This is a genomic window from Terribacillus saccharophilus (assembly GCF_000725365.1).
Classification (GTDB): domain Bacteria; phylum Bacillota; class Bacilli; order Bacillales; family Amphibacillaceae; genus Terribacillus; species Terribacillus saccharophilus.
Genome location: NZ_CP008876.1, coordinates 2,816,006 through 2,841,470 on the forward strand (window position 1 = coordinate 2,816,006; position 25,465 = coordinate 2,841,470).

Genomic DNA, 25,465 nt, shown 5'->3' on the forward strand with positions numbered 1-25,465 from the left:
CCTGTTTTTTTAATTTACCATAGACCGATCAGTTTCCACCAAAGTCCGCCAATACCGATCCAGACGATAAGATGGATGATCGAGATGAGGAAGCCAAGTCCCCACCATTTTTGCTGGGTGACGAAGCCTGCGCCAAAGAATACCGGAGCAGGACCGCTGCCATAGTGTGTCAAACAGCCGAACAAGTTACTGAAGAAAGCTAACAGTAGGGCTGACAATAATGGAGGTGCACCAGCTGCTACAACTACTGAAAGGAAGGCTGCATACATAGCACTCACATGCGCTGTGTTACTCGCAAAGAAATAATGGGAGTAGAAGTATACAATCGCTAAGATAAGCAATGCGACAGGCCAGGAAAGTGTGCTTACGACATTCCCCATAATGTCACTGAACCAAGGAACAAGACCAAGTTCGTTCAAGTAGTTGGCCATCATGACAAGGACAGCGAACCATACGAGTGTATCCCATGCACCTTGTTCTTGTTTGATATCAGACCAAGTTAATACCTCTGTCAGCAGTAGAACGACAAGTCCGATGAATGCTGCAGTCGTAGAGCCGATTCCAAAGCTTTCGCCGAAGATCCACAATACAAGGAGAAGCAGGAATACGCCGATCATATACCATTCAGAACGCTTCAGTTTACCCATGCTTTGTAATTTCTCCGTTGCCATTTCAGTAGCCTTCGGTGTCTCCTTGATTTCAGGAGGATACAGCTTAAAGATGACGAAAGGAATAATAATTAAACTAATGATACCGGGCACAATGGAAGCAAGAATCCAGCTTCCCCATGAGATGGATTGTCCAGTAACGCTTTCGGCGGCACTAGCTGCCAATGGGTTTGCTGCCATGGCAGTCAGGAACATCGCGGAAGTTATGCCATTTCCCTGGTAGGATGCAAAAGTCAGGAAGGAACCGATTTTGCGCTCCGTGCCGTCACCGCTTTTAGAACCATAAGAGTTCGATAATGACTGGATGATCGGGAAGATGATCCCGCCTGCACGAGCTGTATTAGATGGCATAGCCGGTGACAAAATTAAGTCACTCCCGATTAAGGAGTAAGATAATCCTAAAGTCTTTTTACCGAATAGACGTACGAACAAATAGGCAATTCTGGATCCGAGACCAGTTTTGATGAAACCTCTGGAAATAAAGAATGCAATAACGATGAGCCAGATTGTACTGTTTGAGAATCCACTCAGCGCTTCCTCTAGACCGAGTGTCTTTGTCAGAACGATAGCCGTCAACGAAAGGATAGCTACACTGCCCATGGGCATCGGTTTAATAATCAGACCGATGATCGTAGCGACGAAGATGGCAAATAAATGCCAGGCTTCTGCTTTAACACCATCTGGTGAAGGGATGAACCAAAGAATTACCCCGATCAATACTGTGATCAGAAGCGGAATCCATTTGACCTCCCGTTTTGGTTTGTTAGATGAATCAGCCATGATGAAGACTCCTTTTGAAAGTAATTAAATTAATAAAACCATAATTATCTTAGCACAAAAATATTGATATGAAAGTGTTCTGTCGATACAGTGCTTGTTTAAAGCTGATTAAAAAAATTTAATAAATCAAACAGATGATAATGATTATAATTTGGTGAAAATAAGCAAAAAAATTACTTCACACAAATTAAGTATCTCAGAGCTACATACCCTGTACATATTTTTAATATGCCAATGTTAATTAAAAAAAATAAATGAGAATAAAAAAAGAATCCGAAAAAATTCGGATTCTGTGTCTAATATTTGTCAATCTCTTGCTAAAAGAGCGTAAACAGCAGCGACATCCTGTTTGCCATAGCCATTCTTTTTCGCTAATGCATACAGTTCTTTAACGCTGTTTGTCATTGGAAGAGGAGCGCCTGCTTCATAAGCTGTTTCGGAAATCTGCTGCAAGTCTTTGTATGCATGCTCCAGAGGGAATTGCGGATCAAAGTTCTGCTGCAGAATCGTATCTCGTTTACCAGCTTGGATATCACTCGTCACTGGTAGAGCGAGCAATACATCCATTAAATGCTCCCGATCAAGACCGACTGCTTCCCCGAAGCTGATTGCTTCAGATAGTCCAGTCAGGGACTGAACAAGCAGCATGTTCACTGCCAGTTTAGTAGATGAGCCATTACCATTGACGCCCATGTGCTGGATGCTTTGTCCCATTTTTTCAAGAAGCGGGGTAATTTCTTTAACATCTTGTTCGTCTCCGCCAACTAGAAAATGCAGTTTACCTTGCTGAGCTGGTGCCTTTGAACCTGATACGGGTGCATCAACAAAACGAATATGATGCGCACGTGCAGCTTCAGCCATTTCTTTTGTGAACGCAGGTTTAACAGTGCTGACATCCACCCATAGACTATTTTCCTTCATGCCGCTGAAAAGGCCATCTTCTCCAGAAGCAACTGCTTTGACAGCAGCTGGATCTGTCAGCATCGTAAATACGATATCTGCTTGTTCTCCGACTTTCTGAGGAGATTCTGCCCAAACAGCACCTTTGTCCAACAGTGTTTGTGCTTTTTCTTTTGTGCGATTATAAACTACTAATTGTTCGCCCTTTTCGAGCAGATTTGCTGCCATGTTTTGTCCCATGATTCCTAATCCGATGAATCCGATCATATGAGCACCATCCTTTTTATTCAGTCAATTCTAGCATACAGAAAAACGGATTGTTTTTAAAAGTCTTTCGCACAGGATATGATACAAAGAAGGAGTGGATAGAATGAAGCTTAGTATATTGGATCAATCCCGAATTAAAGAAGACGGCAATGCGACAGAAGCATTGGAAGAAACAGTGCGGCTGGCGGAGCTCGCTGATCAGCTTGGCTATACGCGTTTATGGGTATCTGAACATCATGCTGGCAGCCTGGCGCATAGCAGTCCCGAACTTCTAATGGCACATCTTGCTGCTAAGACATCTCGTATCCGGATCGGATCAGGCGGTGTTATGCTGTCTCATTATAGTGCCTATAAAGTAGCTGAAAATGCAAGATTGCTCGAAGCACTTCATCCAGGGAGAATTGATCTTGGCATCGGACGTGCCCCTGGTGGGATGCCAGCGGCAAAAAGGGCGCTGCAAGAGCATAAGGCTGTGCCGGAGGATTGGTATGATCGGCAAATACGTGATTTGCTTCATTATTTGGGTATAAGAGAAGAAGAAAAGCATCGGTTCGGAGACTTGGCGGCAATGCCAAACATCAACACTGCTCCGTCTGTCTGGCTGCTTGGCGGCAGTGCTGGCAGTTCGGGTCTTGCTGCATATCATGGAATCGGGTTTGCTTTTGCCCAATTCATACGCGGTGATAAGGATGCAGCGGTGCTGGATGTGTACAAGAAAGCCTTCCGGTTCGGGAATCAGCAGCCGCAAACGATGGTAAGTCTGTTTTTATTCTGTGCCGAGACAACAGAAGACGCAGAAGCTTTGGCCAAAAGCCATGAGGTTGCATCACTGCTTCAGCAACAGGGCAGACCAGTCAAAGGAATGCTGCGTCCGGATAAAGCAGCAGAGTATAAAATGTCTCCTTATGAGAAGGAACTTCTTGAGGACAACCGCCCAACCATGGTAATCGGGACGCCAACTGAGGTGCTGCAGCAGCTTGCAGAGCTGGAAGACTACTACGACGGGGATGTTGAGTTCATGCTCACCAGTCCAGTTTATGAAGAGAAAGCAAGACAGAATGGGTTTCGTCTTTTGATGGAGGCATATAAGCATCGGGCATAGCAGTTATTCTGTTTGAATCAGACACTGCTAATCTGGTATAGTAGGAAGTACAATTCATAAGAAATCTTATAACGAGTGGTGGAGGGAAAGGCCCGATGAAGCCCGGCAACCCACTGCAGGAGGGCAGTCCTGCAGGAAGGTGCTACGACCTGCAGCAAAAGCTGCGTGATAAGATGACGACGGCTGCAATACAGAGCTTCTTCTCATCGAAGAAGCTTTTTTAGTAGAATCGATGTGTCGTTCGGTGGGATTTCCTATGTGCAAAAGGAGTAATAACAATGAAATATGCATACTGGCAGCCAGTTTCTAGCAGCTGGCTGCGTCATGTGGAGGATGGAGGACCGCTAAGCCTGTCAGATGTGCAGAAAACTGCGCATACGGCTGAGAACTTAGGTTTTGATGCGGTCTTCTTGCCTGACACCTACCTATACCAAGGAAAAAATGCTGATCAGCAGCTGAACTTTTGGGAAGCCGCTGGCGCTATTGCAGAGGCAACCGATAAATTGCACATCATGGCAGCAGTCCGGCCAAGCATCGATCAGCCTGTAGAAGCAGCGAGACAGGCAGTAATGATTGATCAAATTAGTAACAGCCGTTTTTCACTAGCGGTCGTTTCTTTCCTGCGCGAAGAGGAGCAAAAACGCCTAGATGGTGATGTTGCGGGATCAGAGGATTTCTATATGCAGACAGAGGAATTCTTTGAAGTGCTGCGCGGAGTTTGGACAGCTAGCAGTTACACATATGATGGCTTGTACTATCAAGTAAACCATGTCGATTATTTACCGGCAGGCAAAAGCAAAGAGATTTCGCCGTTATATGCTGGTGGAGAAAGCGATTATTTGCGGCAGACTATTGCCGAGACATGTGATGCATATGTCATGAAGGGCGGCACCGTACAAGAAGTGGCCAGTATGATCGCTGATATGCAGATCCGCCGTGAAACAGCCGGAAAATCTCCATTTACCGAATTCGGCATGACAGCATATGTTATTTGCCGTGAAACGGAGGAAGAAGCTTACCAGGAATGGGAAAGAATTACCGGCGGAGATTACGAATCATATGTAACAGAGGAAGAGCTGGCACAAAAAAGCAAGATTAGTGACGATGCAGTTTCTGCGAGAGGGCTGCGGCCGCATTTGGTTGGTACCCCGTTACAAATTGCCCAGCGGATACTTGCATACGAACACGCTGGTGTGAGCCTTCTGCTTTTACAATTTTCACCGCATATGCAGGAGATGGTACGATTCGCAAACGAAATCATGCCACTAGTCGAGGAAATGCGCGATAACTCTATCTGATTGGAAATATACGGTAGACAAGCCTGAAGATATCGCTTACATTAGTAAAAAAGGAATAAGTATGGGGGCAAAACATGGAGCTATTGACGATTTTCGATGAGCAGCATCGGGAGCTTGGGGTGAAAGAAAGAGAGGAAGTCCATCGTGATGGAGACTGGCATGAGACTTTTCATTGCTGGTTCGTGGAACATGATGGTACAGAACTATACATTTATCTACAGCAGCGTTCTTTCAATAAAAGCGAATTTCCCGGGAAATACGACATTACCGCAGCTGGTCATCTGGAAAGCGGCGAAACGCCTGTGGTCGGAGGCTTACGTGAAGTGCAGGAAGAATTAGGTGTTACGCTTCAAGAGAGCGATCTTTTTTATAAAGGAATCATTCAAGAAGAATTATTCGCTAAAAATTTAATTGATCGGGAGTTCTGTCACCAATTCTTCTACTATCTAGAGGAACTGCCGGATATCCTTTTAAACGAAGAAGTGGAACAAATCGTACGAATGCGTGTAAATGATCTGGAAAAGCTTGTCGAGGGAAAAGCGGCAAGCGTAGAAGCGGATATTGTTGCGGGAGCACCACGTCAGCGAATCGAGGTAGCCCACGAAGCACTTTGTCCTCATCAGCTTGTTTATTACCGAGAAGTACTCATGATTTGCCGTACATAGTAAAAGGAGCAGCGTAATGCTGCTCCTTTTCTGTGTCCTTAAAAAGCCCAGTTACCATTTACGAAGATGGCTTCCGTTGTTCCATCTGGCGTTTCGCCTGTGATGGATAATTCCCCGGAACCAACCATGAAATCGACATGCGTCAGACTGTAGTTAAAGCCGATTTCCATCAATTCTTCTTTTGATTTATTGCGAGCATCCTTCACGCACATGCCAATTGCTTGTCCAAGAGCCAAATGACAGGAAGCATTCTCGTCGAATAATGTATTGTTGAACACAATTCCAGACTGTGAAATGGGTGATTGGTGCGGTACTAGCGCAACTTCTCCAAGGAATTGTGCCCCTTCGTCAGTTTCTAGCAAGTTCTTCAATGTTTCATAGCCCTTTTCCGCTGTGAAGTCTACCACTTTCCCATTCTCGAAGGTAAGAGAGAAGTTCTCAAGCAAAGTACCTGCATAATTCAATGGCTTCGTGCTGCTAACTGTTCCATTTACTCCTGTCTTTACAGGAATAGTAAATACTTCTTCTGTAGGAAGATTAGGGATATATGTAGAGCCATCTTCTTTCATAAATTCGGCACAAGTCCAGAAGGAATCAGGATGCAGTTCAATCGTTAAATCAGTTCCAGGACCCGTATAATGCAACTTGCGATAATCACGTGCATTTAAATGGTCAGCATTCTTTTTCATAGCTGCAACATGCTGTTCCCACAGCTCGACTGTATTTTCCTGATCAGAGCGAGTCGTAAAGAAGATAGCGTCCCATAGCTTATCGATAGCTGCCTGACCTTTTGAGTCAGGGAAAACAGATTCTGCCCATTCTACAGTTGGGACCGAGGCAATCAGCCAGTTTACACGGCCATTCGTTTTATGAGCTTGATAGCCTTGTCTGGCAGCGCCCATAGCTTTCGTGTAACGTGCAACTCTAGCAGAATCAATGCCCTCAAATAGAGATGGATTCGGTGTTTTGAGCTCAAGGAAAGCTGTGTCCGCTGCTGCTAGTTCTTCATACACACGGCCGCGGAATGGAGTGAAGTAATCCAAATCATCTTCTTTTGCAAGCTTCACTTTTGCTTTTGTAATGTTATCATCCTGATAATCGACAATAACATCCCGTAAGCCAGCTTCATATGCTTTTTGAGCTACCACCTTTGTAAAAGGAGCAGCAGCTAGATCAGCTACAATCATCAAATCCTGTCCTTGTTTTACATTCAAGCCGATATGCAGCAGCAGCTCGGCATATTTCTCTAATTTCTGTTCGAATTGCATGTCAAAATCCCCCTTTAATCATACTATCTTCATCATTTTACCAGAAAATTATGACTAGAGACGATACTCGAGCGAGAATTTTGCGATTGGCTCAAAATGGGTCGATTGCTTGATATGGTGCGGGAAGATCCAGCGTCTGGATAGCTGTTTCCGAGCACTGGTCAAATCTGTGCTAGCGCCGCTCCAAAATGCCTGCCAGACAAACTTGGTACAATAATTCCAAGCAGGGTCTGCTAAGGCGCGGCTGAAACGGTATCCTTTCATTAAGCTGATGGAACGTTCAGCCCACTCTGCTGCACCAGACGGATCAATTTTTGGCCGGAGCAGCGTGATTGAACCGCCATGACGATGACGAGATAGATACGCGGTCAATGATTCGGTAATACCGCCAGATGGATGCGCGTGAAAGATTTGTCCATCATTTCCGACGATACCGGCATGACTGAAGAAGTAGGTGGAAGGACCAATCGAGCTGTATAGTACATCACCGGCTTGCAGCAGCTTTTGAATAGTGGAAGCTGTCTGAAAGAGCTTTTCAAATTCTGCTTTGGATTTTCTCATAAGGGTCACTCCTGTTCAAATGTCACAAAATCGCAAACGAAAGCATGTTCCTTTATCTCTGCATGTATTATGATAGAGAAAGATTAAAGATTTGTGGAGGTTTAAGCATGAACGCATTAGAGAAACAAGGGTACAGCATATATGATTTACAAAAGGATCTAGCATATGAGGGGATGGAACAGGATTTAGCTGAAATTCAGGCTGTTTTCGATACACTGCCGGCAGACAGCTATGCGTTGGATCTGAATCGTTACCGCCGCTATTCACGCGCAATCATCTTCGACAAAGATGACCGTTTGGAATGGTTGCCGGGTATCGAACGGGAAAACGAAAGTATGGCCCAGTATTTCCAAGGGCGCTTTAATCCGGAGTACGTTGATTCTTACCGTGAATTCCCATCCCTTCCGGATCATATCCTAGAAAACAAATTATTGCAGAAAATCATCATGCACGATTATCACGAAACTTTCTGGCGTAAAGAGGATTTGATTTTGCCGGTTCACGCAGGCGTTCATTTCGTAAAGCTGGAAGTGACAGAAGATGGACAAGAGGGTGTATCTTCCCCGAACCTGATTCATCAAGATGGCGAGCCATTTACATTTGCTCATCTTGTTAAGCGCGATAACGTTGTTGGAGGTCTTAACATCATTGCGACTCCTGCTTGTGCAGGAAAGCTGCCGAAAGATGCAGACTCCAGTCAATTCCATGAAAGCTTTGAAATCCATAAGCCGTTGGAATCCTACGGGGTGCATGATGAGGCAGTCAGCCATTACGTTAGCCCAATCAAAAAAGGTGAAGCGAATCGTCCAGGTGTACGTGCTATTCTTTTGATTGATTTTCAGCCAACTGTATTAGCTTAATTCCAAAAGGGGGATCAGGATGACAGTAACCATACGTGAAGCAGGAAAAGCTGATTGTAAGAGAATCGGAGAGATCAGTATGCTCAGTTGGCAGTCTTCCTACAAGCATATATTACCGACTGACTATTTGGCTGCTATTTCTCAGGAAGATAGAGCAAATCGATTTGAAAGGGTGCTTGCATCCGGATCCTTACTTCTTGTAGCAGAAGCAGAGAATACGATTGTCGGCTTTATCAGCGGAGGCAGATGCCGGGAAAGTGTTCATCCTGATTATGATGGCGAGGTATACGCAATTTATCTTGATCCTGATTATATGAAGCGCGGGATCGGAAAGCTGCTAATGCAATCATTGGAGAAGCGACTTATAGCCGAAGGGATGACAGGCGTTGTTGCTTGGATGCTCGTAGGTAATGATGCTAAGCATTTTTACGAAGGCCTAGGCGGAGAGAAAATCGCCGAGGATAATCTTCAGATTGATGGAGTCTCTTACCCTGAAATTGCATATGGATGGAAAATAGCGGACAGATGACGTCCGCTATTTTTTTATGGATACAGACTCCGCTCTTAAGTATTGTTGTCCATCAAAGGTAAGCTTCCATATAGCAGGCATCGGCAGCTGTTTCCAGAAATTATAATCGAATTGATTGTCATAATGACCCATTGTCAGTACCATCAGATTTCCATGCGTTCCAATGGCGATCCGTTTACCTGGATAAGAAGCAAGTATATCTTGAAAGGCAGTCAACCCTCTTGCCCTAGCGTTCTTATTGGATTCACCACCTGGAAACGCATATTCCTCCTGTGACCACAAACGGTCCATAACACCCTGAAAATCTTTAACTGGATCAGCAGCAACTTGCCGTTCTCGCAGTCTTTCATCCAACATAGCAGTAGAAGCATCACTCACGATCGTTTCCCAAGCACGCCGATAGGGGCTGGAGATATATGTATCTATCTTTTCATCTGCTAATAGCGTCTGAACTATTTTGGCATCATTGTAACCTTTCTCAGATAATGTTCGATTTTGCTCATCTGGTGTATAAATGGTATGCGCATGACGCACAACATAAAGTGTTGTCAGCATAATTACCCTCCTTTGCTTTATTCTATCAATAATGGAAGAGAGTATTTGCATTTTTATTTGAACTAAGTTACATTTTGTAAGTAACTAATAAATTGTACGTTTAGGGGGCGAAGCAGATGATGGAGCTTCACGGTATTCACCACGTTTCAGCCATAACAGCAAACGCAGCGAATAACTATGATTTTTATACAAAAGTAATGGGAATGCGCCTTGTCAAAAAGACAGTCAACCAGGACGATACATCAATGTATCACCTTTTCTATGCCGACAAACTTGGCAGTCCGGGAACGGATTTAACCTTCTTTGAAATTCACCGTGCTGGCCGCACGCATGCTGGGAATAACAGCATTTCCCTCACATCTTTGCGCGTCGCATCAGATGAAGCAATCCACTATTGGGCGGGACGTTTAAAAGAACATGATATCGAGTCACAAGAAGTTGAACTGCAGGGACGAAGTGTTCTGTTCTTTGAAGATCCAGAAAAGCAGCGGCTTATGCTCGTTTCTGATGAACAGAACGAAGGTGTACCAGCAGGTATTCCTTGGGAAGGTACCGATGTTCCGGCGGAGTTTGCCATCATTGGACTTGGGCCAGTCAAGCTGACTGTACCAGAGCTTGCACCGACTGAGCGGGTCTTGCTCGAATTAATGGGCTTCCGCAAAAAAACGGAGGCCAAGCTGACTGATGGAACGAATTTGCATATCTACGAAGTTGGCCAAGGTGGTACAGGCGCTGAAATAATGGTAGAAGTAGTACCTGGATTACAGCGGGAGCGTCCTGGTCGCGGAAGTGTACACCATGTAGCATTCCGTGTGAAAGACAGAGAAGAATTAGAGCGGGCTAAGAAAATCCTTTATGCAGCTCACTTGCCGAATTCTGGACTGGTAGACCGTTATTACTTCCAATCCCTTTATTTCCGGGAGCCGAATGGTATTTTGTTTGAGCTTGCCACAGACGGACCTGGATTCGCTACGGATGAAGATCCGGGTGCTTTAGGTGAGACGTTAGCGCTTCCGCCGTTTCTCGAAGGTGAGCGGGAGAGTATTGAAGCAAGACTGACACCTCTTGATACGAAAAAGAAATAACAACTGGAAACCGCCTCTGAAGGCGGTTTCTTTAGGTTTCAGGGTTGACGCATATAGCTGATATATGATTCTATATATAGAAATAAATGCGTACAGGAAAGAGATTTTCCCGAGCTACTTTACATGGAGTCGGGCATTTTTTTACACGTTTATGGGCATAACGTATAAGGATAATAGGAGTTGAACACAGTGGGGAAAAGAACGAAATTATTTGAAGCAGCAAAACGATTAGGTGAGGTTGCATTAGGAAAGCGTCCCGCTGATTTGATTATCCGAGATGGTGTGCTAGTCAACGTATTCACAGGAGAACTGCTGGAGCATACCGATGTTGTTGTTTCTGGTGATCGAATAGCATTAGTCGGTAAAGCATTGAAAGAACACGAAGGACCGGACACAAAAGTGATAGAAGCAAATGGACAGCACATCGTACCTGGTCTTATCGACGGCCATATGCATGTGGAGAGTACGATGCTTTCCGTGACGGAATTCTCCAAGGCAGCACTAGCAAAAGGTACGACGACGGTATTCATGGATCCCCATGAGATTGCGAACGTATTCGGTATTGAAGGTGTTCGTTACATGCACGAAGAAGGGCAGCAGCTGCCATTGAAAGTGTATACGACATTCCCATCATGTGTACCTGCAACTGATGATTTGGAAGATGCCGGAGCAAGTCTGACTGTTGCGGATATAAAAGAAGGACTAACGTGGGACAATGTCCAAGGGCTAGGCGAAGTGATGAACTTCCCCGGTGTCGTGCATGGAGACAACAAAATGCATGGCGAATTAGCTGAGACGATCAAAGCTGGGAAGACAGTTACTGGCCATTTCCCTTCGGAGGACCCGTATGCGCTGCAAGCATACATAGCAGCAGGAGTTACATCCGATCATGAAACAATCGCCAAAGAAGATGCGTTGGCTAAACTTCGTGCAGGTCTTCATGTTCAGATTCGTGAAGGATCAGCATGGCGTGACGTGAAGGAAGTTATCAAGGTAATCACGGAATATAATGTGGACACACGCAATATTTCGTTAGTGACGGATGATGTTTATCCGGAAACTTTGATCACAAAAGGACATATGAATCACGTTGTCCGACGAGCGATAGAGGAAGGGCTTGATCCTGTTACAGCAATCCAACTTGCTACGATTAACTCTGCTCGATATTTTCATATGGAAAATGACATCGGCAGCATCAGTGCCGGCAAATTCGCAGATTTGCTTATTATAGAAGATTTGCAGCAGATGGAAGCATCCCTTGTTGTCGCAGACGGAAGCATTCTGTTTGAAAAAGGAGAACTGCAGCAAACGTTCCCTGCATACACGTATCCGGATGCAGTTCGAAATTCCGTGCATCTAGGACGTGAAATGAAAGCCGACGATTTCCTTCACCGTACAGATCGTCCAGACGGGGACGTGTTGGTGAATGTCGTCAAAGCAATCGAAGGAAGCGCGCGGACAGAGAAGATGACAGCCACCTTGCAGGTGCAGGATGGGACAGTACAGATCGATAAGAAACAGGACATCATCCATTTAGCGTGTATCGATCGGCATAAAGGAACCGGACAAATATCTAATGTATTTGTTCATGGCTTCCAGTTCCAGCATGGAGCAGTAGCATCGACTGTGGCGCATGATAGTCATAATCTGCTTGTCATGGGTGTGGACCGTGAAGACATGGCCATTGCTGCAAACCGTTTGGCAGAAATCGGCGGTGGGCTTGTTGCGGTACGGAATGGCGAGGTTTTAGCAGAACTGCCGATGCCGATTGCCGGGCTGATGTCAGATCAGCCGTTGGAGACAGTTGTTGAACAAGTGAGTAATCTCGTGAAAGCCTGGGAAAACCTCGGGTGCGGCATAACAGATCCAATAATGACATTCTCCCTGATTGCCTTGGCGGTTATTCCAGAAATTCGCGTAACAAATCGAGGTCTTGCAGATGTCACCACATTCGAATTGATTGATGTAGTTATATCGGATTAATCAGAGGAAACCAGCAGCAATGCTGGTTTTTCTTATGTCGCGAATATTCCGATTACTCCCGAATTCATTGACAAAAAGTTGAAACATCTGTTATTGTACTTTAATACTTTACCATAATAAAGTGATGGAGGAATTATAAGTGAACGCAGTTGTTATAGCAGTTCTTGCAGTGTTGATTCTCAGTTTACTGCGAATCAATGTCGTTTTTTCTTTGATATTAGGCTCCCTTATCGGCGGTTTAGTCGGTGGGCTTGGAATAGAAGGGACGCTTGGAGCGTTCACAGATGGTGTAGGCGGAGGCGCGAATGTTGCTTTAAGCTATGCGATGCTCGGCGGATTTGCCGTTGCAATCGCGAGCACAGGACTTCCGGAAGCGATGGTGAGAGGCATTATCTCCCTCAGCGGAAAGAAGGACACAGCGCAATCTAAGAAACGTACGCGTGCACTTATTCTTATCATGATTTTGATCATGGCCTGTTTTTCACAGAATGTCATTCCAGTGCATATCGCATTCATTCCTTTATTGATTCCGCCGTTATTGACAATTATGAATGATTTGCAGATTGACCGTCGTTTGACGGCAAGTATCCTGACATTTGGTCTAGTAACGCCATATATGCTGCTGCCAGCTGGTTATGGTCAGATATTCCATGAAATTGTAGCAACGAATATGACAGCTAGCGGTATGGAAGTGGATCCAGATCAGCTTACGTCTGCGATGCTTATTCCTTCCCTAGGGATGGTAGTAGGTTTGATTATTGCACTGTTTTCTTATAGAAAACCAAGGCAGTACCAAAATATTGAGATGCCTGTGCCAGATGAAGTAAAAGAAGAAAAGAAACTAAAACGTTCCACCCTAATCTTTTCAATTTTATCTATTGTAGCAGCGTTAGCAGTTCAAATTTGGACAGATTCTATGGTATTTGGAGCATTAGCAGGTATTATCGTGCTTTATATAACAAGAACACTAAAATGGAAAGAAGCAGATACAATCCTAACCAACGGAATGCGTCTTATGGCTTTCATTGGTTTCGTTATGATTTCTGCTTCCGGATTCTCCAGTGTGATTGGCGCAACCGGAGATATTGAATCTCTCGTAAAAACAGCAGCCGAGGCAATTCATGGCAGTCAGGCATTAGGTGCTTTGATGATGCTAATTGTCGGTTTACTTGTGACAATGGGAATCGGGTCTTCTTTCTCTACAGTACCTGTCATTGCTACAATTTTCGTTCCTTTGGCAATTGAGCTGGGATTCAGTCCAATGGCTATCATTGCGCTAGTTGGTACGGCAGGTGCTCTTGGGGACGCAGGTTCACCAGCTTCCGACAGCACACTTGGACCGACATCGGGCCTGAATGCGGATGGACAGCATGACCACATGTGGGATACTGTCGTTCCTACATTCCTCCACTACAACTTGCCTGTAATCGCATTAGGCTGGATTGCAGCGATGATTCTCTGACAGTTGAACGCTGGACATGCTAGCGTTATGATACGTGTAGAGGATAAAAAGGGGCGATGACAGTGGAAGGCAAAACAGTACGCGAACTAGTGACAGCTATTAAAGATAAGGAAATCTCTCCTGTTGAGGTAGCTTCCTATTATTTGGAGCAAACAGAGAGAAAAAATGGCGAGATTAATGCGTTCGTTACCATGAATGATAAGTTGCTAGCTGAAGCGAAAGAGGCAGAAGCAGCAGTCATGCGCGGGGAAGAGACAGGGATTCTGCATGGTATTCCAGTGGGAATCAAAGATCTTACACCGGTAAAAGGGATGCGCACTACTTTTGGCTCGCCAGCTTATAAGGATCATATCGCTGATCGAGACGCTACGATCGTCAAGCGTCTACGCCAAGCAGGTGCTCTAATCATGGGCAAGACGAACACGCCTGAATTCGGCCATAAAGGCACGACAGATAATATGGTATTCGGTGCAACTGTGAATCCTTGGGATCATTCTAAGACAGCAGGCGGATCAAGCGGCGGTGCTGCTGCCGCTGTTGCTGCAGGTATGGTGCCGCTGGCAGAGGGGAGTGATGGAGGAGGCTCCATTCGTATTCCTGCTAGCTTGTGTGGCGTATTCGGTTTTAAGCCGACGTATGGCCGTATTCCGATGGATAATAATCTTGGCAATGTATTCGGATCAAGCTCTCCGTTCGTAAATCATGGACCGCTATCGAATAATCCAGATGATAGTGCGCTTTTCCTTGAGGCAGTTCAGGGACCGTCTACGACAGACCCTTTCAGTTTGCCGCTTTTAGACAGTCATATCGGCTCTTCCTATTTAGAGGAACAAGCCCAAGGTTTGCGTATCGCCTATACACCGGATTTCGGAATGTATGCTGTTGACCCGGAAGTCAGAAAAGTTGTTGAAGCAACATTTGATAATTGGCGGGCGCTAGGAATGTCCGTTGAGACAGTAGATCTTAATTTTGATATGGATAGACATGAGTTTAATGGATTCTTCACAAGCATGTGGTATGCGGCTTCAGCAGCAGGCAGTGCTGCATTGCTTGAAAACAATCCAGAATGGGTGTCCGATTCCTATCGCGATATGATTGAAAAGGGCAAGCCATTAATGGCCTCTGATTATCGTGCTTACGAACGAAATCGCTCGACAGTATGGAACAGGACGCAGACAGTGCTGCAGGATTACGATCTGGTACTGTCGCCGACTCTAGCGGTTCCAGCCTTCGATTATCATTTATTAGGTCCGTCAATCATTGATGGACAGCAAGTGAAGGAAGACGCAGACTGGATGATGACACATGCTTATAATGTGACTGGTCTTCCAGCGGCTTCACTGCCAGCTGGCCTTTCACAAGGACGTCTTCCGATTGGCATGCAGCTAGCTGCTAACCGGTTCCAGGATGCTCGAGTGCTTCGTGCAGCCAAAGCCTATATGGATGCCTATCCACTCCGCTAAAAAAGCAGCTTCGGCTGCTTTTTTCTTTTTGTGCCAAATATCCCGGTTGCTTTACAGAAAATTAACCAGAATCACGTCTATCCTCCTATATCAGGAAATTGGGATTCCCGCTAGTATGGTAAATGACGGAGTTCGCCAGTATTTGCCGAACTTACTAATATTTTGGGGGAATCATGTAGATGGGCAAAAGGATTGTTTCTGTTTTTGCAATAGTCACACTTATTTGTTCTGGGATATTGCCGAGCTTCTCTTCTGTACAAGCTGCAGAACGTGCTGCGGCACCAATTCTGTCGGAATACGTAGAAGGAAGCTCTTATAATAAAGCGATTGAGCTTTATAATCCGACAAACGAGCCGATTGATCTTAGTCAATTCGAGTTGGCAGGATATTTCAATGGTAATACAGAAGCGACTGCTTCACTGACCTTGTCGGGAACATTGGAATCTGGTGATACATATGTGATTGCCAACCCGCGTGCTGGTGAAGAATTGCTTGCAGCAGCGGATCAGACGAACGGGAGTGTCATTAACTTTAATGGAAATGATGCAGTCGCTCTCCAGCAGGATGGCGCCGTTCTGGATGTGGTTGGCGAAATCGGGAATGATCAAGACACAGCCAAGGATATCGGTCTCATCAGATCTGCTGATGTAACAGAAGGCAGCACAGTCTTCGTTTCAGAGCAGTGGGAAATAGCAGAAAAGGATGCTTTCGATACACTCGGCTCTCATGGACAAGAGCAGCCTGGAGAGGATCCTGAAGAAGAGCCAGAAGCAGGTACAGTTCAGCCAATCACTGATGTGAAAGGAAAGACTGGTGAAACGGTAACAGTAGAGGGAATTGTTACAGCGGATAATGCACGTATCGGCGGAGGGAAGTTATCTACATTCCTTCAAGACGAGACAGCTGGTATCAATATCTATCATACTGATGCAACTGCGTTTCCTGACGTCAAGGAAGGCGACCTTATCCGCATTACTGGGAAAATTACGAGCTATAAAGGGTTAACCGAAATAGAACCAGCAAAAGATGGTATCACTATCGTTTCCGCTGGTAATGATATACCTTCACCTGAAGAGATGACGATTAGCCAGCTTCAAGATGAAACAACAGCCGAACCAGCAGAAGGAGAGCTTGTCCAGGTGACCGGCTATATCAAAGATATTCCTAATAGCCCAGCAGGTGGCGGCTACAATGTTCAGTTTATCAACGAAAACTATGAATCTGTTACTTTGCGTATCATGGAATCTGCTTTGGATATTTCGACTATTGAAAAAGGAAAGTGGTACACCGTTACCGGTATCCTAAGTCAATACGACAGCTATCAGATCCTGCCTCGTAAGCAAGAGGACATACAGGTGGCGGCAGAACAGCCAGAAGCTCCTAAGACAGAAGGGACGTACACAGCAGTTGTAGAATCTGTCACTGACGGGGATACAATCCGTCTCCAAGACCCTGTTTTAGGATCTGATCGTGTTCGCTTTGTAAATGCGGATACACCTGAGACGTTCCATGCAATCAAAAATGAATTAGACCAAAACCAAATGGATCATGGAAAAGCTGCGTCTGATTATCTGAAGTCTAAGCTATCTGCAGGCGAAGAAATTATCCTTAAAGTGGGAGAAGAGCCTACTGATAATTATGGACGACTGCTGGCTCAGGTTATCACAGATGAAGGCGAAAATATGAATCTGGAATTGGTGAAAGAAGGACTGGCAGTAACTTATTTCATCTCTCCAATTGGTGATCCTGATGAATATGACACATATCAGCAAGCTGTAGCGAATGCAAAAGAGCAGGAGAAAGGTATTTGGAATCCTGAATCACCGCTCGAGGAGCTGCCATTTGAATTCCGGGCCCGCTATGATGGCAGCGGTCTGGATAAATATGTTGGAAACTCGGATACAAAGGAATATGTAGTTCCAGCTGAATGGGAATCCATTCCGGTAGAGAAGCGTATCTTTTTCTGGACAGAAGATGATGCCATTGCAGAAGGCTATACGGCAGCAGATGGTACAGAGCCTCCTGTAAACGAAGATAACCTGGCGGTACAGCTACTTGGTATGAACGACCTTCACGGCAAGATTGATCAGCAATATGAGCTCGATACGAACGAAGATGGAACAATGGATGGTACATTCGGACGTATGGATTATACTGCTGCAGCTATAAAGCAGCGTGAAGCAGAGAATCCAAATAGTCTACTAGTGCATGCAGGAGATATGATCGGCGGCAGTTCGCCTGTATCAGCTCTGCTTCAGGATGAGCCGACAATAGAAATTATGGAAGCAATGGGCTTTGATGTCGGTACTATCGGCAACCATGAACTTGATGAAGGAACAGATGAGCTTCTGCGTATCGTCGAAGGCGGGGAGCACCCGAATGGGACTCCTGGCTATGATGGTACCAACTTTGACACTCTTTGTGCTAACTGTGTATACAAAGACAGCGGTGAGACGATTCTTCCTCCTTACAGCATTAAGGAAGTTGACGGAGAAAAAATCGGATTTATCGGAGTAAATACAACAGCATCACTAGGTATGGTTATGCCAGAAGGAATTCAAGACATTACTATTACGGATGAAGTGGAAGCAGTCAACAAAGCGACAGCAGAACTGAAAGAACAAGGCGTAAAGGCTATTGTTGTTCTGTCTCATATGCCAGCTGAGCAGAGTGGAGACAGCGCTACAGGTGATGCTGCTGACTTAGCGAACGCGGTGGATGACGAGGTCGATATTATCTTCGCAGCCCATAACCATGCTGTTGTTAATGCGACTGTAGATAATAAGCTTATTGTTCAAGCATCCGAATATGGCAAAGCATTTTCTGATGTAGATGTGGAAATTGATCGTGAAACAGGCGATATCGTATCCAAGCAAGCTGAAATCGTCTGGGCAGATCAAGCCGCCTACACGCCAGATCCAACAGTCGGAGCTATTTTAGCTAAATATGCTGAAGAAGTAGCACCTATCATGAACGAAGTTGTAGGTGTTGCAGCTAATACGATGACTGGCGGTTATGCAGTAAAAGGTGAGATAGGCGATAATGCACTTGGCAACTTGCTTGCTGATGGGATGAATGAAGCAATGAATAGTGATTTCGCTATGATGAATGGCGGAGGAATCAGGGATGACTTATTGGAAGGTGACATCACTTGGGGTGAGCTTTTCAATATCCAGCCTTTCAATAATACGCTCATGACATTTGAAATTGATGGAGCTGATCTAGAGACTATATTGAATGCTCAAATCACTTCCTACGGTCCGGATTACAGCATAAGTGGCTTTACGTATACATGGAATGGAGAAACAAATCAGGTTGTGGACATTAAGCTACCCGATGGTTCACCTATTGATGAAGATAAAGTATACACGCTGACAGTGAATAACTTTATGGGTACCTCATTAGGAGATAAGTATCGTCCAATCAGCGAACTCGGCCGTAATCCTGTAATGGGACCAGAGGATCTGGAGGCAACTGTGGAATATGTACGCAGCTTCGACATGGAGCCTATTAGCTATAAAGCAGAAGGCCGCATTTCCGAAGTAAGCGGGGATACACCAACTGAGCCTCCGACAGATCCAGAGGAGCCGCCAGTAGATCCGGAAGAACCACCGATTGATCCTGATCAGCCGGATGAAGATGATAAGCCAAATCATCCAATTATAGACATAGTCAAAGATATTATCGGTACTGTGTGGAATTGGGTGAAGAACCTGTTTTGGCGCTGGTAATGCAAAAACACCTTCAAGCTATAGTTGCTTGAAGGTGTTTTTTTAGCTTTGAGTTGCTGTTGTTTCTTTTTTGTACCAAATGAACTTTCCGGTGTAACCGTAGATGATAGCCAGTGCGATAGCTACAAAACTCAGCCACATGAAAGGCAGATAGGCGAAAGTGGAAACGCCTAGAATACCGGCCATGTAGATACCATTATCAGACCAAGGCACCATACCTGAAGTAAGCGTACCGCCAACTTCTGTGTTACGGGAAAGAACCCGACGGTCCAGTTGAAGCTTGTCGTACGTCTTAACCATCATTTTAGGAGTCAGTATCAACGAAACGTACATCGCACAGCCAAGGACATTACCAAGAAACGCGACGATGAGGGTTGCGACAGTCGTATTGCCTGCCGATACTAGCTTCCTTTCGAAAGTAGAAACGATGACTTGCAGTGCACCTAATTTTTCAAGCAGCCCACCGAAACCAAGACCGAAGATAATAACCATCAATGTATCGAGCATCCCCAATACGCCACCACGGTTCAAAATGCCATCAATGAATGACACACCTGTATCAATGGAAAAACCGCTGTATGCAGTCCCTAGTGCTTCGGCAAAATTCATACCCTGGAATACAGCTGCCCAGATGGCACCAAACAACGCACCTATTGCAATAACAGGTAAGGATGGCTTTTTCATTGCTAGCAGTACAAGAACGATTACTGCTGGAACAAGCATGATGATGCTTATATCAAAGTTATCAAGCAAAGCAGTCTTCAACGAATCCACCCTTGCTTGATCAATGTCATCTCCACCATAGATAAATCCGGCTCCAGTGAACAATATGGCAGTAATAACGAACGCTGGAACGGAAAGAAAGAGCATAGCTCGAACGTGTTCAAGTACGTCTACGTCAGATAGAGAGGATGCAAGCACCGTACTATCTGATAACGGAGAGAGCTTGTCTCCAAAATAAGAACCCGATAAAACAGCCCCAGCAACAAGCGGCAGCGGCATACCCAGCCCTTCACCAATCGCCATCATTGCGATACCAGCTGTACCTGCTGTTCCCCAGGAAGTACCTGTAGCAACAGACATAATGGAACAGATAATCAAGGTGGCAAGCAGGAAGATACTAGGGTGTATGAATTCAAGACCATAGTATATTAATGTCGGTACAACACCTCCAGCGATCCATGAACCAATCAATGCTCCAACGGCAACGAGAATAAGGATAGCTTCCAACCCGTTCGATATACCGCCCATAATCGATTTCTGCAAATCCTGATACCGGTGACCAAGTCGTATGCCAAGTATAATGACAACAAACCATGAAATGAAAATTGCCAGCTGGATCGGCAAATCAAGGTAAACTGTGAATGATAATACAAGCGCTAGAAAGATCCCTAGTATGATGATAATTTCCGTAATTGTTGGTAATCTTGCTTCTTTCAAGCCTAATCCTCCTAGAAGTGGTATTACAAAGTGTTAGAAACCGTTTTAGAAACAGACGGATAAGAGAGAGGCCTACAATGGTGGTCTTACCTTTGCAGGTCTATAGTACTTATACTGTAGTTTCTGGTTTCAACCTTGCACCCGCTTACAAATAGAAGCGGATAAAAATGCGCGGCGCATACCGTTTTTTGAAAATCCGGAACGCACGCACATCCTCCTATTATCTATCAAAAAGCTCTTCGCCCGCAATACCGGGTTTCGTCATTTCGTATGGATTCAAGATAATATCAAGCTCTTCTTCGGTTAAGACATCATGTTGCAAACAAAGCTCACGGATTGATTTACCAGTAAGGATCGCTTCACGTGCGATTCGCGCAGCAACTTCATATCCCAAATGCGGGTTGACTGCTGTTAGCAAACCGACACTTTTATCTACATATTCTTTCAGCAACGCTTCATTCGCTTCAATACCGATTAGGCAGTTATCTGTGAAGGAGCGGAAGCCGTTATTCATAATGCTGATGGATTGCAAAAGGTTGAACACAAGTACAGGTTCCATGACATTCAATTCGAGCTGTCCAGCTTCAGAGGCTAAGCAGATCGTGTTATCATTGCCGATTACTTGGAATGCAATCTGATTGATTAGCTCAGCCATGACTGGATTCACTTTTCCTGGCATGATGGATGAACCTGGCTGACGTGCTGGCAGGTTGATTTCATTCAGTCCAGCTCTTGGACCAGAAGCCATCAAGCGAAGATCATTCGCTATTTTGGACATGTTCATCATGCAAACCTTCAGAGCAGCAGAAACCTCGGTATAGGCATCTGTATTCTGTGTAGCATCTACAAGATTTTCAGCAGTTACAAGCGGCAAACCGCTGTTGGCAGCCAAATGCTTGACGACTTGCTCGATGTATTTCGGATTTGCATTCAAACCTGTACCGACGGCTGTTGCTCCCATATTGACCTCGTACAGATGCTGACGTGACTGCTTGATCCGTTTAATATCTCTTTCCAGCACACGGCTGTATGCTTCGAATTCCTGACCTAATCGAATCGGCACTGCGTCCTGAAGGTGCGTACGGCCCATTTTGATGACAGAATCGAACTGTATTGCTTTCTTCTTAAATTCGCCCTGCATGTATTCCATTGTATCGAGCAATCTCTCGAGCATATTCAATGTCGAAATATGAATAGCTGTCGGAAATACATCATTCGTTGATTGAGACATATTCACATGCGTATTAGGGCTCAAATGCTGATAATCACCTTTTTCATGACCAAGGATCTCCAGGGCACGATTTGTGATAACTTCATTAGCATTCATATTGATGGAGGTGCCCGCACCGCCTTGAATTGGATCCACGATGAACTGATCATGCCATTGGCCGTTTATTAGTTCATCTGATGCTTGAACAATTGCATTTCCGAGCCCTTCATACAACCGTTTTACATCCATATTGGCAAGTGCAGCTGATTTTTTCACAATACCGAGTGCTTTAATCATTTCTTCATGGATGCGGTAACCCGTTATCGGGAAATTCTCTGACGCGCGCAGCGTCTGGATTCCATAATACGCATCTTTTTGAATTTGTTTTTCTCCTAGAAAGTCTTTCTCAATCCGATAGTTCTCTTGTAAGTCTGCCATGACCTGAACCTTCCTTTTCACTTATTTAAGAGGGCCATATAGTAATATCTTCAGCAATCGGTGTTTCCATCATGCGTTTCACTTCTTTTGGATCAGTGGATTGGCCTAGTGCCCACATGAGTTTCGGTACAATGGCCTCTGTGTTCATATTGCTTGAACGAGTCACCAACTCCTGGTTGATGCGCCGGCCTACTTCGTAAATACTCATGTCTTCGCCTTCCTCAAGACATTGAGTAGTAATGACGACTACAATGCCTCTTTCCACCAATTCGTTTATCTTGTGCAGAAGGTCGCGTCCTTCGAATGGAATACCGCCGCTGCCATAGCTCTCAATTACGATTCCTTTATACATACTTCCTAAAGCATCTAACATCTCGGGCTTCAAGCCCGGATACAGCCTTAATAAGAGTACATCAGTACAGAGGGAAGTATCAACGGTAAAAGGTACTTTTTCGCTTTGAATTTTTTTATTATATTCGACCTCATCTTCATGGATGAAGGCGATGTAGGGGTAATTGATACTTTCAAATGCATCATAGCTTTTTGTCCGCAGCTTGATGGCTCGTGTTCCTTGAATAACGCGGCCATCGAAAACAACATAAACACCGCCAACTTCTTCACAAGCAAAGCGGATGGCATCTTTGATATTCTTCTTGGCATCGGTTTTTTGGAACGTAATCGGAATTTGCGAGCCAGTGATTACAATTGGTTTATTCGCATTCTGCAGCATATAAGACAGAGCTGCGGCCGTATAAGCCATCGTATCGGTTCCGTGTGTGATGACAAAGCCATCGTAAGCATCATAATGATCTTTGACTGCCTCGGCCATCGTCACCCAATCTTCTGGTTGCATGTTTGTACTGTCCAGATTCATAAGTGAGACTGTTTCCATTGTATATTCATTATCCATATCGGAAACAAAGCTTAACAATTCATTCGCATCTACAGCCGGTGATAGGCCATTTGTTCCTTCGACTGATGCAATGGTGCCGCCAGTGGTAAGTAATAATAGCTTCTTCATTCCCTGCACCTCTTCTATCTATCTCATATGTAATTCGCTAATTGCGTACTTTAAACCTAATTATAGAGAAGGTACTAGGGTTAATCAAGATTATATTATTCGTATCGCGTACGAAACGATGCTATAATATTAGGAAGGAAAAAGAGCGGGGGAAGTAAGATGAATCTGGATCGACTATCAGAATTAAGAAAAAAGAAAAATTGGTCGCTGCAAGATACCGCAGACCGTCTCGGTATAGCAAAAAGCACATATGCAGGCTACGAATCCGGATATCGGCGTCCGTCATTTGAGGCATTGATTATGCTGGCAGACTTATTTGGTACAAGCTGTGACGATTTGCTGGGGCGTGATTATGAAAAGAAAATGGAGCTGACGGAGCGAAGGAATACGAAGCTGACAGTCGATCAGAGGGAGCTGACCGAAAAGGAGATAAGCGGGGCAGTTGCGTTTATCCGAGCAACGAGGCAGATGGAAGAAGAGCATGCATTATAAAACGCGTTGCAGATAGCTGCAACGCGTTTTGTTTATGCTAAAGTTTTTTCCATGATGCGTTCTGGTTCAGCAGGAGCTGCACTTCCGAGAATATTATATGGCAAACAGAGAGGCACTCCCGAACGCGGGTCGAGGATCACATCAGCTTCAATGTTGAACACTTCCCGCAGGTTCTCCGCAGTGACAGTATCAACGGGTGAACCTTCGCAAATTACCTGTCCTTTTTTGATAGCAATCATGTGATCTGCATATCGTGTGGCATGATTGAGATCGTGTACAACCATGACGATTGTACGGTTTTCTTCACGATTTAACTTATGCAATAGCATGAGCACTTCCAGCTGATGCGCCATATCGAGGAATGTCGTCGGCTCATCAAGGAAGAGTGTTTCTGTTTCTTGTGCCAATGCCATTGCAATCCAAGCGCGTTGACGCTGTCCGCCGGAAAGCTGGTCGACCGCACGCTGTGCGAAGTCCTCCATCGCTGTTACTTCAATTGCCCATGCTATTACTTCCTTATCATAAGGAGTAAGAGTACCGAACCCTTTCTGATGGGGGTAGCGGCCATAAGCTACAAGCTCAGACACTGTCAAACCTTCGGGTGCAACAGGATTCTGCGGAAGAATAGCAAGCTGCTTTGCGACAGCTTTCGTTGATTGTTTATGAATGCTTTTCCCGTCCAATAGTACCGTGCCGTTTTTGGGCTTCATGACACGCGCCATTGTTTTAAGTATAGTGGATTTGCCTGAACCATTAGCTCCAACGAGAGCAGTAATCTTTCCTTTAGGAATTTCTATAGTCAAATCTTTTACGATTGATTTATCTCCATAGGCTACTTCAAGTAATTCCGTTTGTAAACGTCCCATTACTGGTACCCCTTTCCTCTTCTCTTTGTTATGAGAATGAGATTCGTTATCATTTATATTGTCACAAAATAAGGGTCTGTTCAAGCGTTATTCAGAAACTTTCATAAAAAAGTAAGATTTTTTCCAGAAAGATAGCACATTGACATTGTATGGAATATTCAGATATGATAATGATAATGATTTTCAATTAAAGAAAAGTACGGAGAATGGAAGAGGAGTGTTACAGATGCAATTAGAGCAGCTGATAAAGGATAGAAGATCCATAACGAATTATGATACTAGTAAAGAAATCTCTTATAAGGAGATACAGGAATTACTTGATATAGCAGTTTGGGTGCCAAATCATAAAATGACACAGCCTTGGCGTTTTATCTTAATTGATGGTGAGACAAAACAAAAGCTGGGTGAAATCAATGCGAAGCAAGGAGCGAAAGGTGCCGCAACAGCTGAAGAGAAAGAGAAAAAAGCAGAGGCATTAAAAAAGAAGATTACTGACGTTCCGCTTTGGATCGCTGTCGTACTTGAGGAAAATACGCAAATGAAATTCCGCGAAGAAGATTATGCATCTGCTAGTATGCTAATCCAGAATTTCAGCCTGCTTGCATGGGAAAAAGGCATCGGGACAATCTGGAAGACGAATACATTGCTCGAGAATACAGATGCGAGGGAATTACTGCAAATCAGACCAGGGGAGCGTAATATCGGACTCCTGCAGGTCGGATTTATCGGTAAACAACCGAAAGTGAAGCCAAGAGTGCCTGCAAGCGAACGTACAACTGTATTGAACTAAAAAACAGCGATTCTGTTTAAAGCAGAATCGC

Annotated in this window: 21 protein-coding genes and 1 riboswitch; of the genes, 12 read left to right on the forward strand and 9 right to left on the reverse strand. The window is 44.7% G+C overall.

Annotated features, from left to right (window positions below; translation table 11 throughout):
• Window positions 1-14 precede the first annotated feature (14 nt).
• Together GZ22_RS14100 and GZ22_RS14105 are read right to left on the reverse strand one after the other, a co-directional pair.
• Complete coding sequence (locus tag GZ22_RS14100) at window positions 15-1,448, reverse strand: anion permease (RefSeq protein ID WP_038563803.1); 1,434 nt, start codon at window positions 1,446-1,448, stop codon at window positions 15-17.
• Window positions 1,449-1,754: 306 nt separating this feature from the next.
• Entirely contained in the window at window positions 1,755-2,615 is an 861-nt protein-coding gene (locus GZ22_RS14105) for an NAD(P)-dependent oxidoreductase (RefSeq protein ID WP_038563806.1), read from the reverse strand.
• Window positions 2,616-2,718: 103 nt separating this feature from the next.
• Between GZ22_RS14105 and GZ22_RS14110 the strand changes: the two genes are divergently transcribed.
• From GZ22_RS14110 to GZ22_RS14120, 3 genes are all read left to right on the forward strand, one after another.
• On the forward strand, window positions 2,719-3,717 hold the full coding sequence (locus tag GZ22_RS14110; RefSeq protein ID WP_038563808.1) for an LLM class flavin-dependent oxidoreductase: 999 nt from the start codon (window positions 2,719-2,721) through the stop codon (window positions 3,715-3,717).
• Between the two features lie 63 nt (window positions 3,718-3,780).
• A riboswitch (SAM riboswitch) is annotated at window positions 3,781-3,892 on the forward strand.
• Window positions 3,893-3,995: 103 nt separating this feature from the next.
• Window positions 3,996-5,015, forward strand: a complete 1,020-nt coding sequence (locus GZ22_RS14115) for an LLM class flavin-dependent oxidoreductase (protein ID WP_038563811.1) — start codon at window positions 3,996-3,998, stop codon at window positions 5,013-5,015.
• A gap of 74 nt (window positions 5,016-5,089) precedes the next feature.
• Window positions 5,090-5,680, forward strand: a complete 591-nt coding sequence (locus GZ22_RS14120; RefSeq protein ID WP_038563813.1) for an NUDIX hydrolase — start codon at window positions 5,090-5,092, stop codon at window positions 5,678-5,680.
• A 38-nt stretch (window positions 5,681-5,718) separates the two neighbouring features.
• On the opposite strand, the gene GZ22_RS14125 is transcribed toward GZ22_RS14120, so the two are convergent.
• Window positions 5,719-6,948 carry an aminopeptidase gene (locus GZ22_RS14125; RefSeq protein WP_038563815.1) on the reverse strand — a complete coding sequence of 410 codons (1,230 nt, stop codon included), beginning with the start codon at window positions 6,946-6,948 and terminating at the stop codon, window positions 5,719-5,721.
• 54 nt (window positions 6,949-7,002) lie between these two features.
• Window positions 7,003-7,509 (reverse strand): C40 family peptidase, encoded by a 507-nt coding sequence (locus tag GZ22_RS14130; RefSeq protein WP_051748295.1) that lies wholly within the window; start codon window positions 7,507-7,509, stop codon window positions 7,003-7,005.
• Between the two features lie 107 nt (window positions 7,510-7,616).
• On the opposite strand from GZ22_RS14130, the gene GZ22_RS14135 reads away from it, so the two are divergent.
• Window positions 7,617-8,369, forward strand: a complete 753-nt coding sequence (locus GZ22_RS14135; protein ID WP_038563818.1) for a 2OG-Fe dioxygenase family protein — start codon at window positions 7,617-7,619, stop codon at window positions 8,367-8,369.
• A gap of 19 nt (window positions 8,370-8,388) precedes the next feature.
• Window positions 8,389-8,898 carry a GNAT family N-acetyltransferase gene (locus tag GZ22_RS14140; RefSeq protein WP_038563821.1) on the forward strand — a complete coding sequence of 170 codons (510 nt, stop codon included), beginning with the start codon at window positions 8,389-8,391 and terminating at the stop codon, window positions 8,896-8,898.
• A 6-nt stretch (window positions 8,899-8,904) separates the two neighbouring features.
• On the opposite strand, the gene GZ22_RS14145 is transcribed toward GZ22_RS14140, so the two are convergent.
• A complete protein-coding gene (locus tag GZ22_RS14145; RefSeq protein ID WP_099046370.1) occupies window positions 8,905-9,453 on the reverse strand; it encodes a histidine phosphatase family protein in 549 nt (182 codons plus the stop codon).
• Window positions 9,454-9,572: 119 nt separating this feature from the next.
• Here GZ22_RS14145 and GZ22_RS14150 point away from each other — a divergent pair, with 119 nt between their 5' ends.
• The 5 genes from GZ22_RS14150 to GZ22_RS14170 all read left to right on the forward strand — a co-directional run bounded on the left by GZ22_RS14150 (window position 9,573) and on the right by GZ22_RS14170 (window position 19,177).
• On the forward strand, window positions 9,573-10,538 hold the full coding sequence (locus GZ22_RS14150) for a ring-cleaving dioxygenase (RefSeq protein ID WP_038566127.1): 966 nt from the start codon (window positions 9,573-9,575) through the stop codon (window positions 10,536-10,538).
• A gap of 189 nt (window positions 10,539-10,727) precedes the next feature.
• Window positions 10,728-12,521, forward strand: a complete 1,794-nt coding sequence (gene ade / locus GZ22_RS14155) for an adenine deaminase (protein ID WP_425427779.1) — start codon at window positions 10,728-10,730, stop codon at window positions 12,519-12,521.
• Window positions 12,522-12,660: 139 nt separating this feature from the next.
• Window positions 12,661-13,983, forward strand: coding sequence for a Na+/H+ antiporter family protein (locus GZ22_RS14160; RefSeq protein WP_038563825.1), 1,323 nt, complete (start codon window positions 12,661-12,663; stop codon window positions 13,981-13,983).
• 62 nt (window positions 13,984-14,045) lie between these two features.
• On the forward strand, window positions 14,046-15,446 hold the full coding sequence (locus tag GZ22_RS14165) for an amidase (RefSeq protein ID WP_051748297.1): 1,401 nt from the start codon (window positions 14,046-14,048) through the stop codon (window positions 15,444-15,446).
• Window positions 15,447-15,625: 179 nt separating this feature from the next.
• Entirely contained in the window at window positions 15,626-19,177 is a 3,552-nt protein-coding gene (locus tag GZ22_RS14170; protein WP_051748299.1) for a 5'-nucleotidase C-terminal domain-containing protein, read from the forward strand.
• Between the two features lie 42 nt (window positions 19,178-19,219).
• On the opposite strand, the gene nhaC is transcribed toward GZ22_RS14170, so the two are convergent.
• The 3 genes from nhaC to GZ22_RS14185 form a co-directional block, all read right to left on the reverse strand.
• Window positions 19,220-20,617, reverse strand: a complete 1,398-nt coding sequence (gene nhaC / locus GZ22_RS14175) for a Na+/H+ antiporter NhaC (protein ID WP_038563830.1) — start codon at window positions 20,615-20,617, stop codon at window positions 19,220-19,222.
• Between the two features lie 220 nt (window positions 20,618-20,837).
• Window positions 20,838-22,265, reverse strand: a complete 1,428-nt coding sequence (aspA, locus tag GZ22_RS14180) for an aspartate ammonia-lyase (protein WP_038563833.1) — start codon at window positions 22,263-22,265, stop codon at window positions 20,838-20,840.
• A gap of 25 nt (window positions 22,266-22,290) precedes the next feature.
• Window positions 22,291-23,286 (reverse strand): asparaginase, encoded by a 996-nt coding sequence (locus GZ22_RS14185; protein ID WP_038563836.1) that lies wholly within the window; start codon window positions 23,284-23,286, stop codon window positions 22,291-22,293.
• Between the two features lie 159 nt (window positions 23,287-23,445).
• On the opposite strand from GZ22_RS14185, the gene GZ22_RS14190 reads away from it, so the two are divergent.
• Window positions 23,446-23,778 (forward strand): helix-turn-helix domain-containing protein, encoded by a 333-nt coding sequence (locus GZ22_RS14190; RefSeq protein ID WP_038563839.1) that lies wholly within the window; start codon window positions 23,446-23,448, stop codon window positions 23,776-23,778.
• Between the two features lie 32 nt (window positions 23,779-23,810).
• Here the strand turns inward: GZ22_RS14190 and GZ22_RS14195 are convergent, their stop codons facing one another.
• Entirely contained in the window at window positions 23,811-24,644 is an 834-nt protein-coding gene (locus tag GZ22_RS14195; protein ID WP_051748301.1) for an ABC transporter ATP-binding protein, read from the reverse strand.
• Window positions 24,645-24,870: 226 nt separating this feature from the next.
• Between GZ22_RS14195 and GZ22_RS14200 the strand changes: the two genes are divergently transcribed.
• The gene (locus GZ22_RS14200) at window positions 24,871-25,434 is read left to right on the forward strand and encodes a nitroreductase family protein (RefSeq protein ID WP_038563843.1); all 564 of its coding nucleotides are present in this window, start codon (window positions 24,871-24,873) and stop codon (window positions 25,432-25,434) included.
• The last annotated feature ends 31 nt before the right edge of the window (window positions 25,435-25,465 follow it).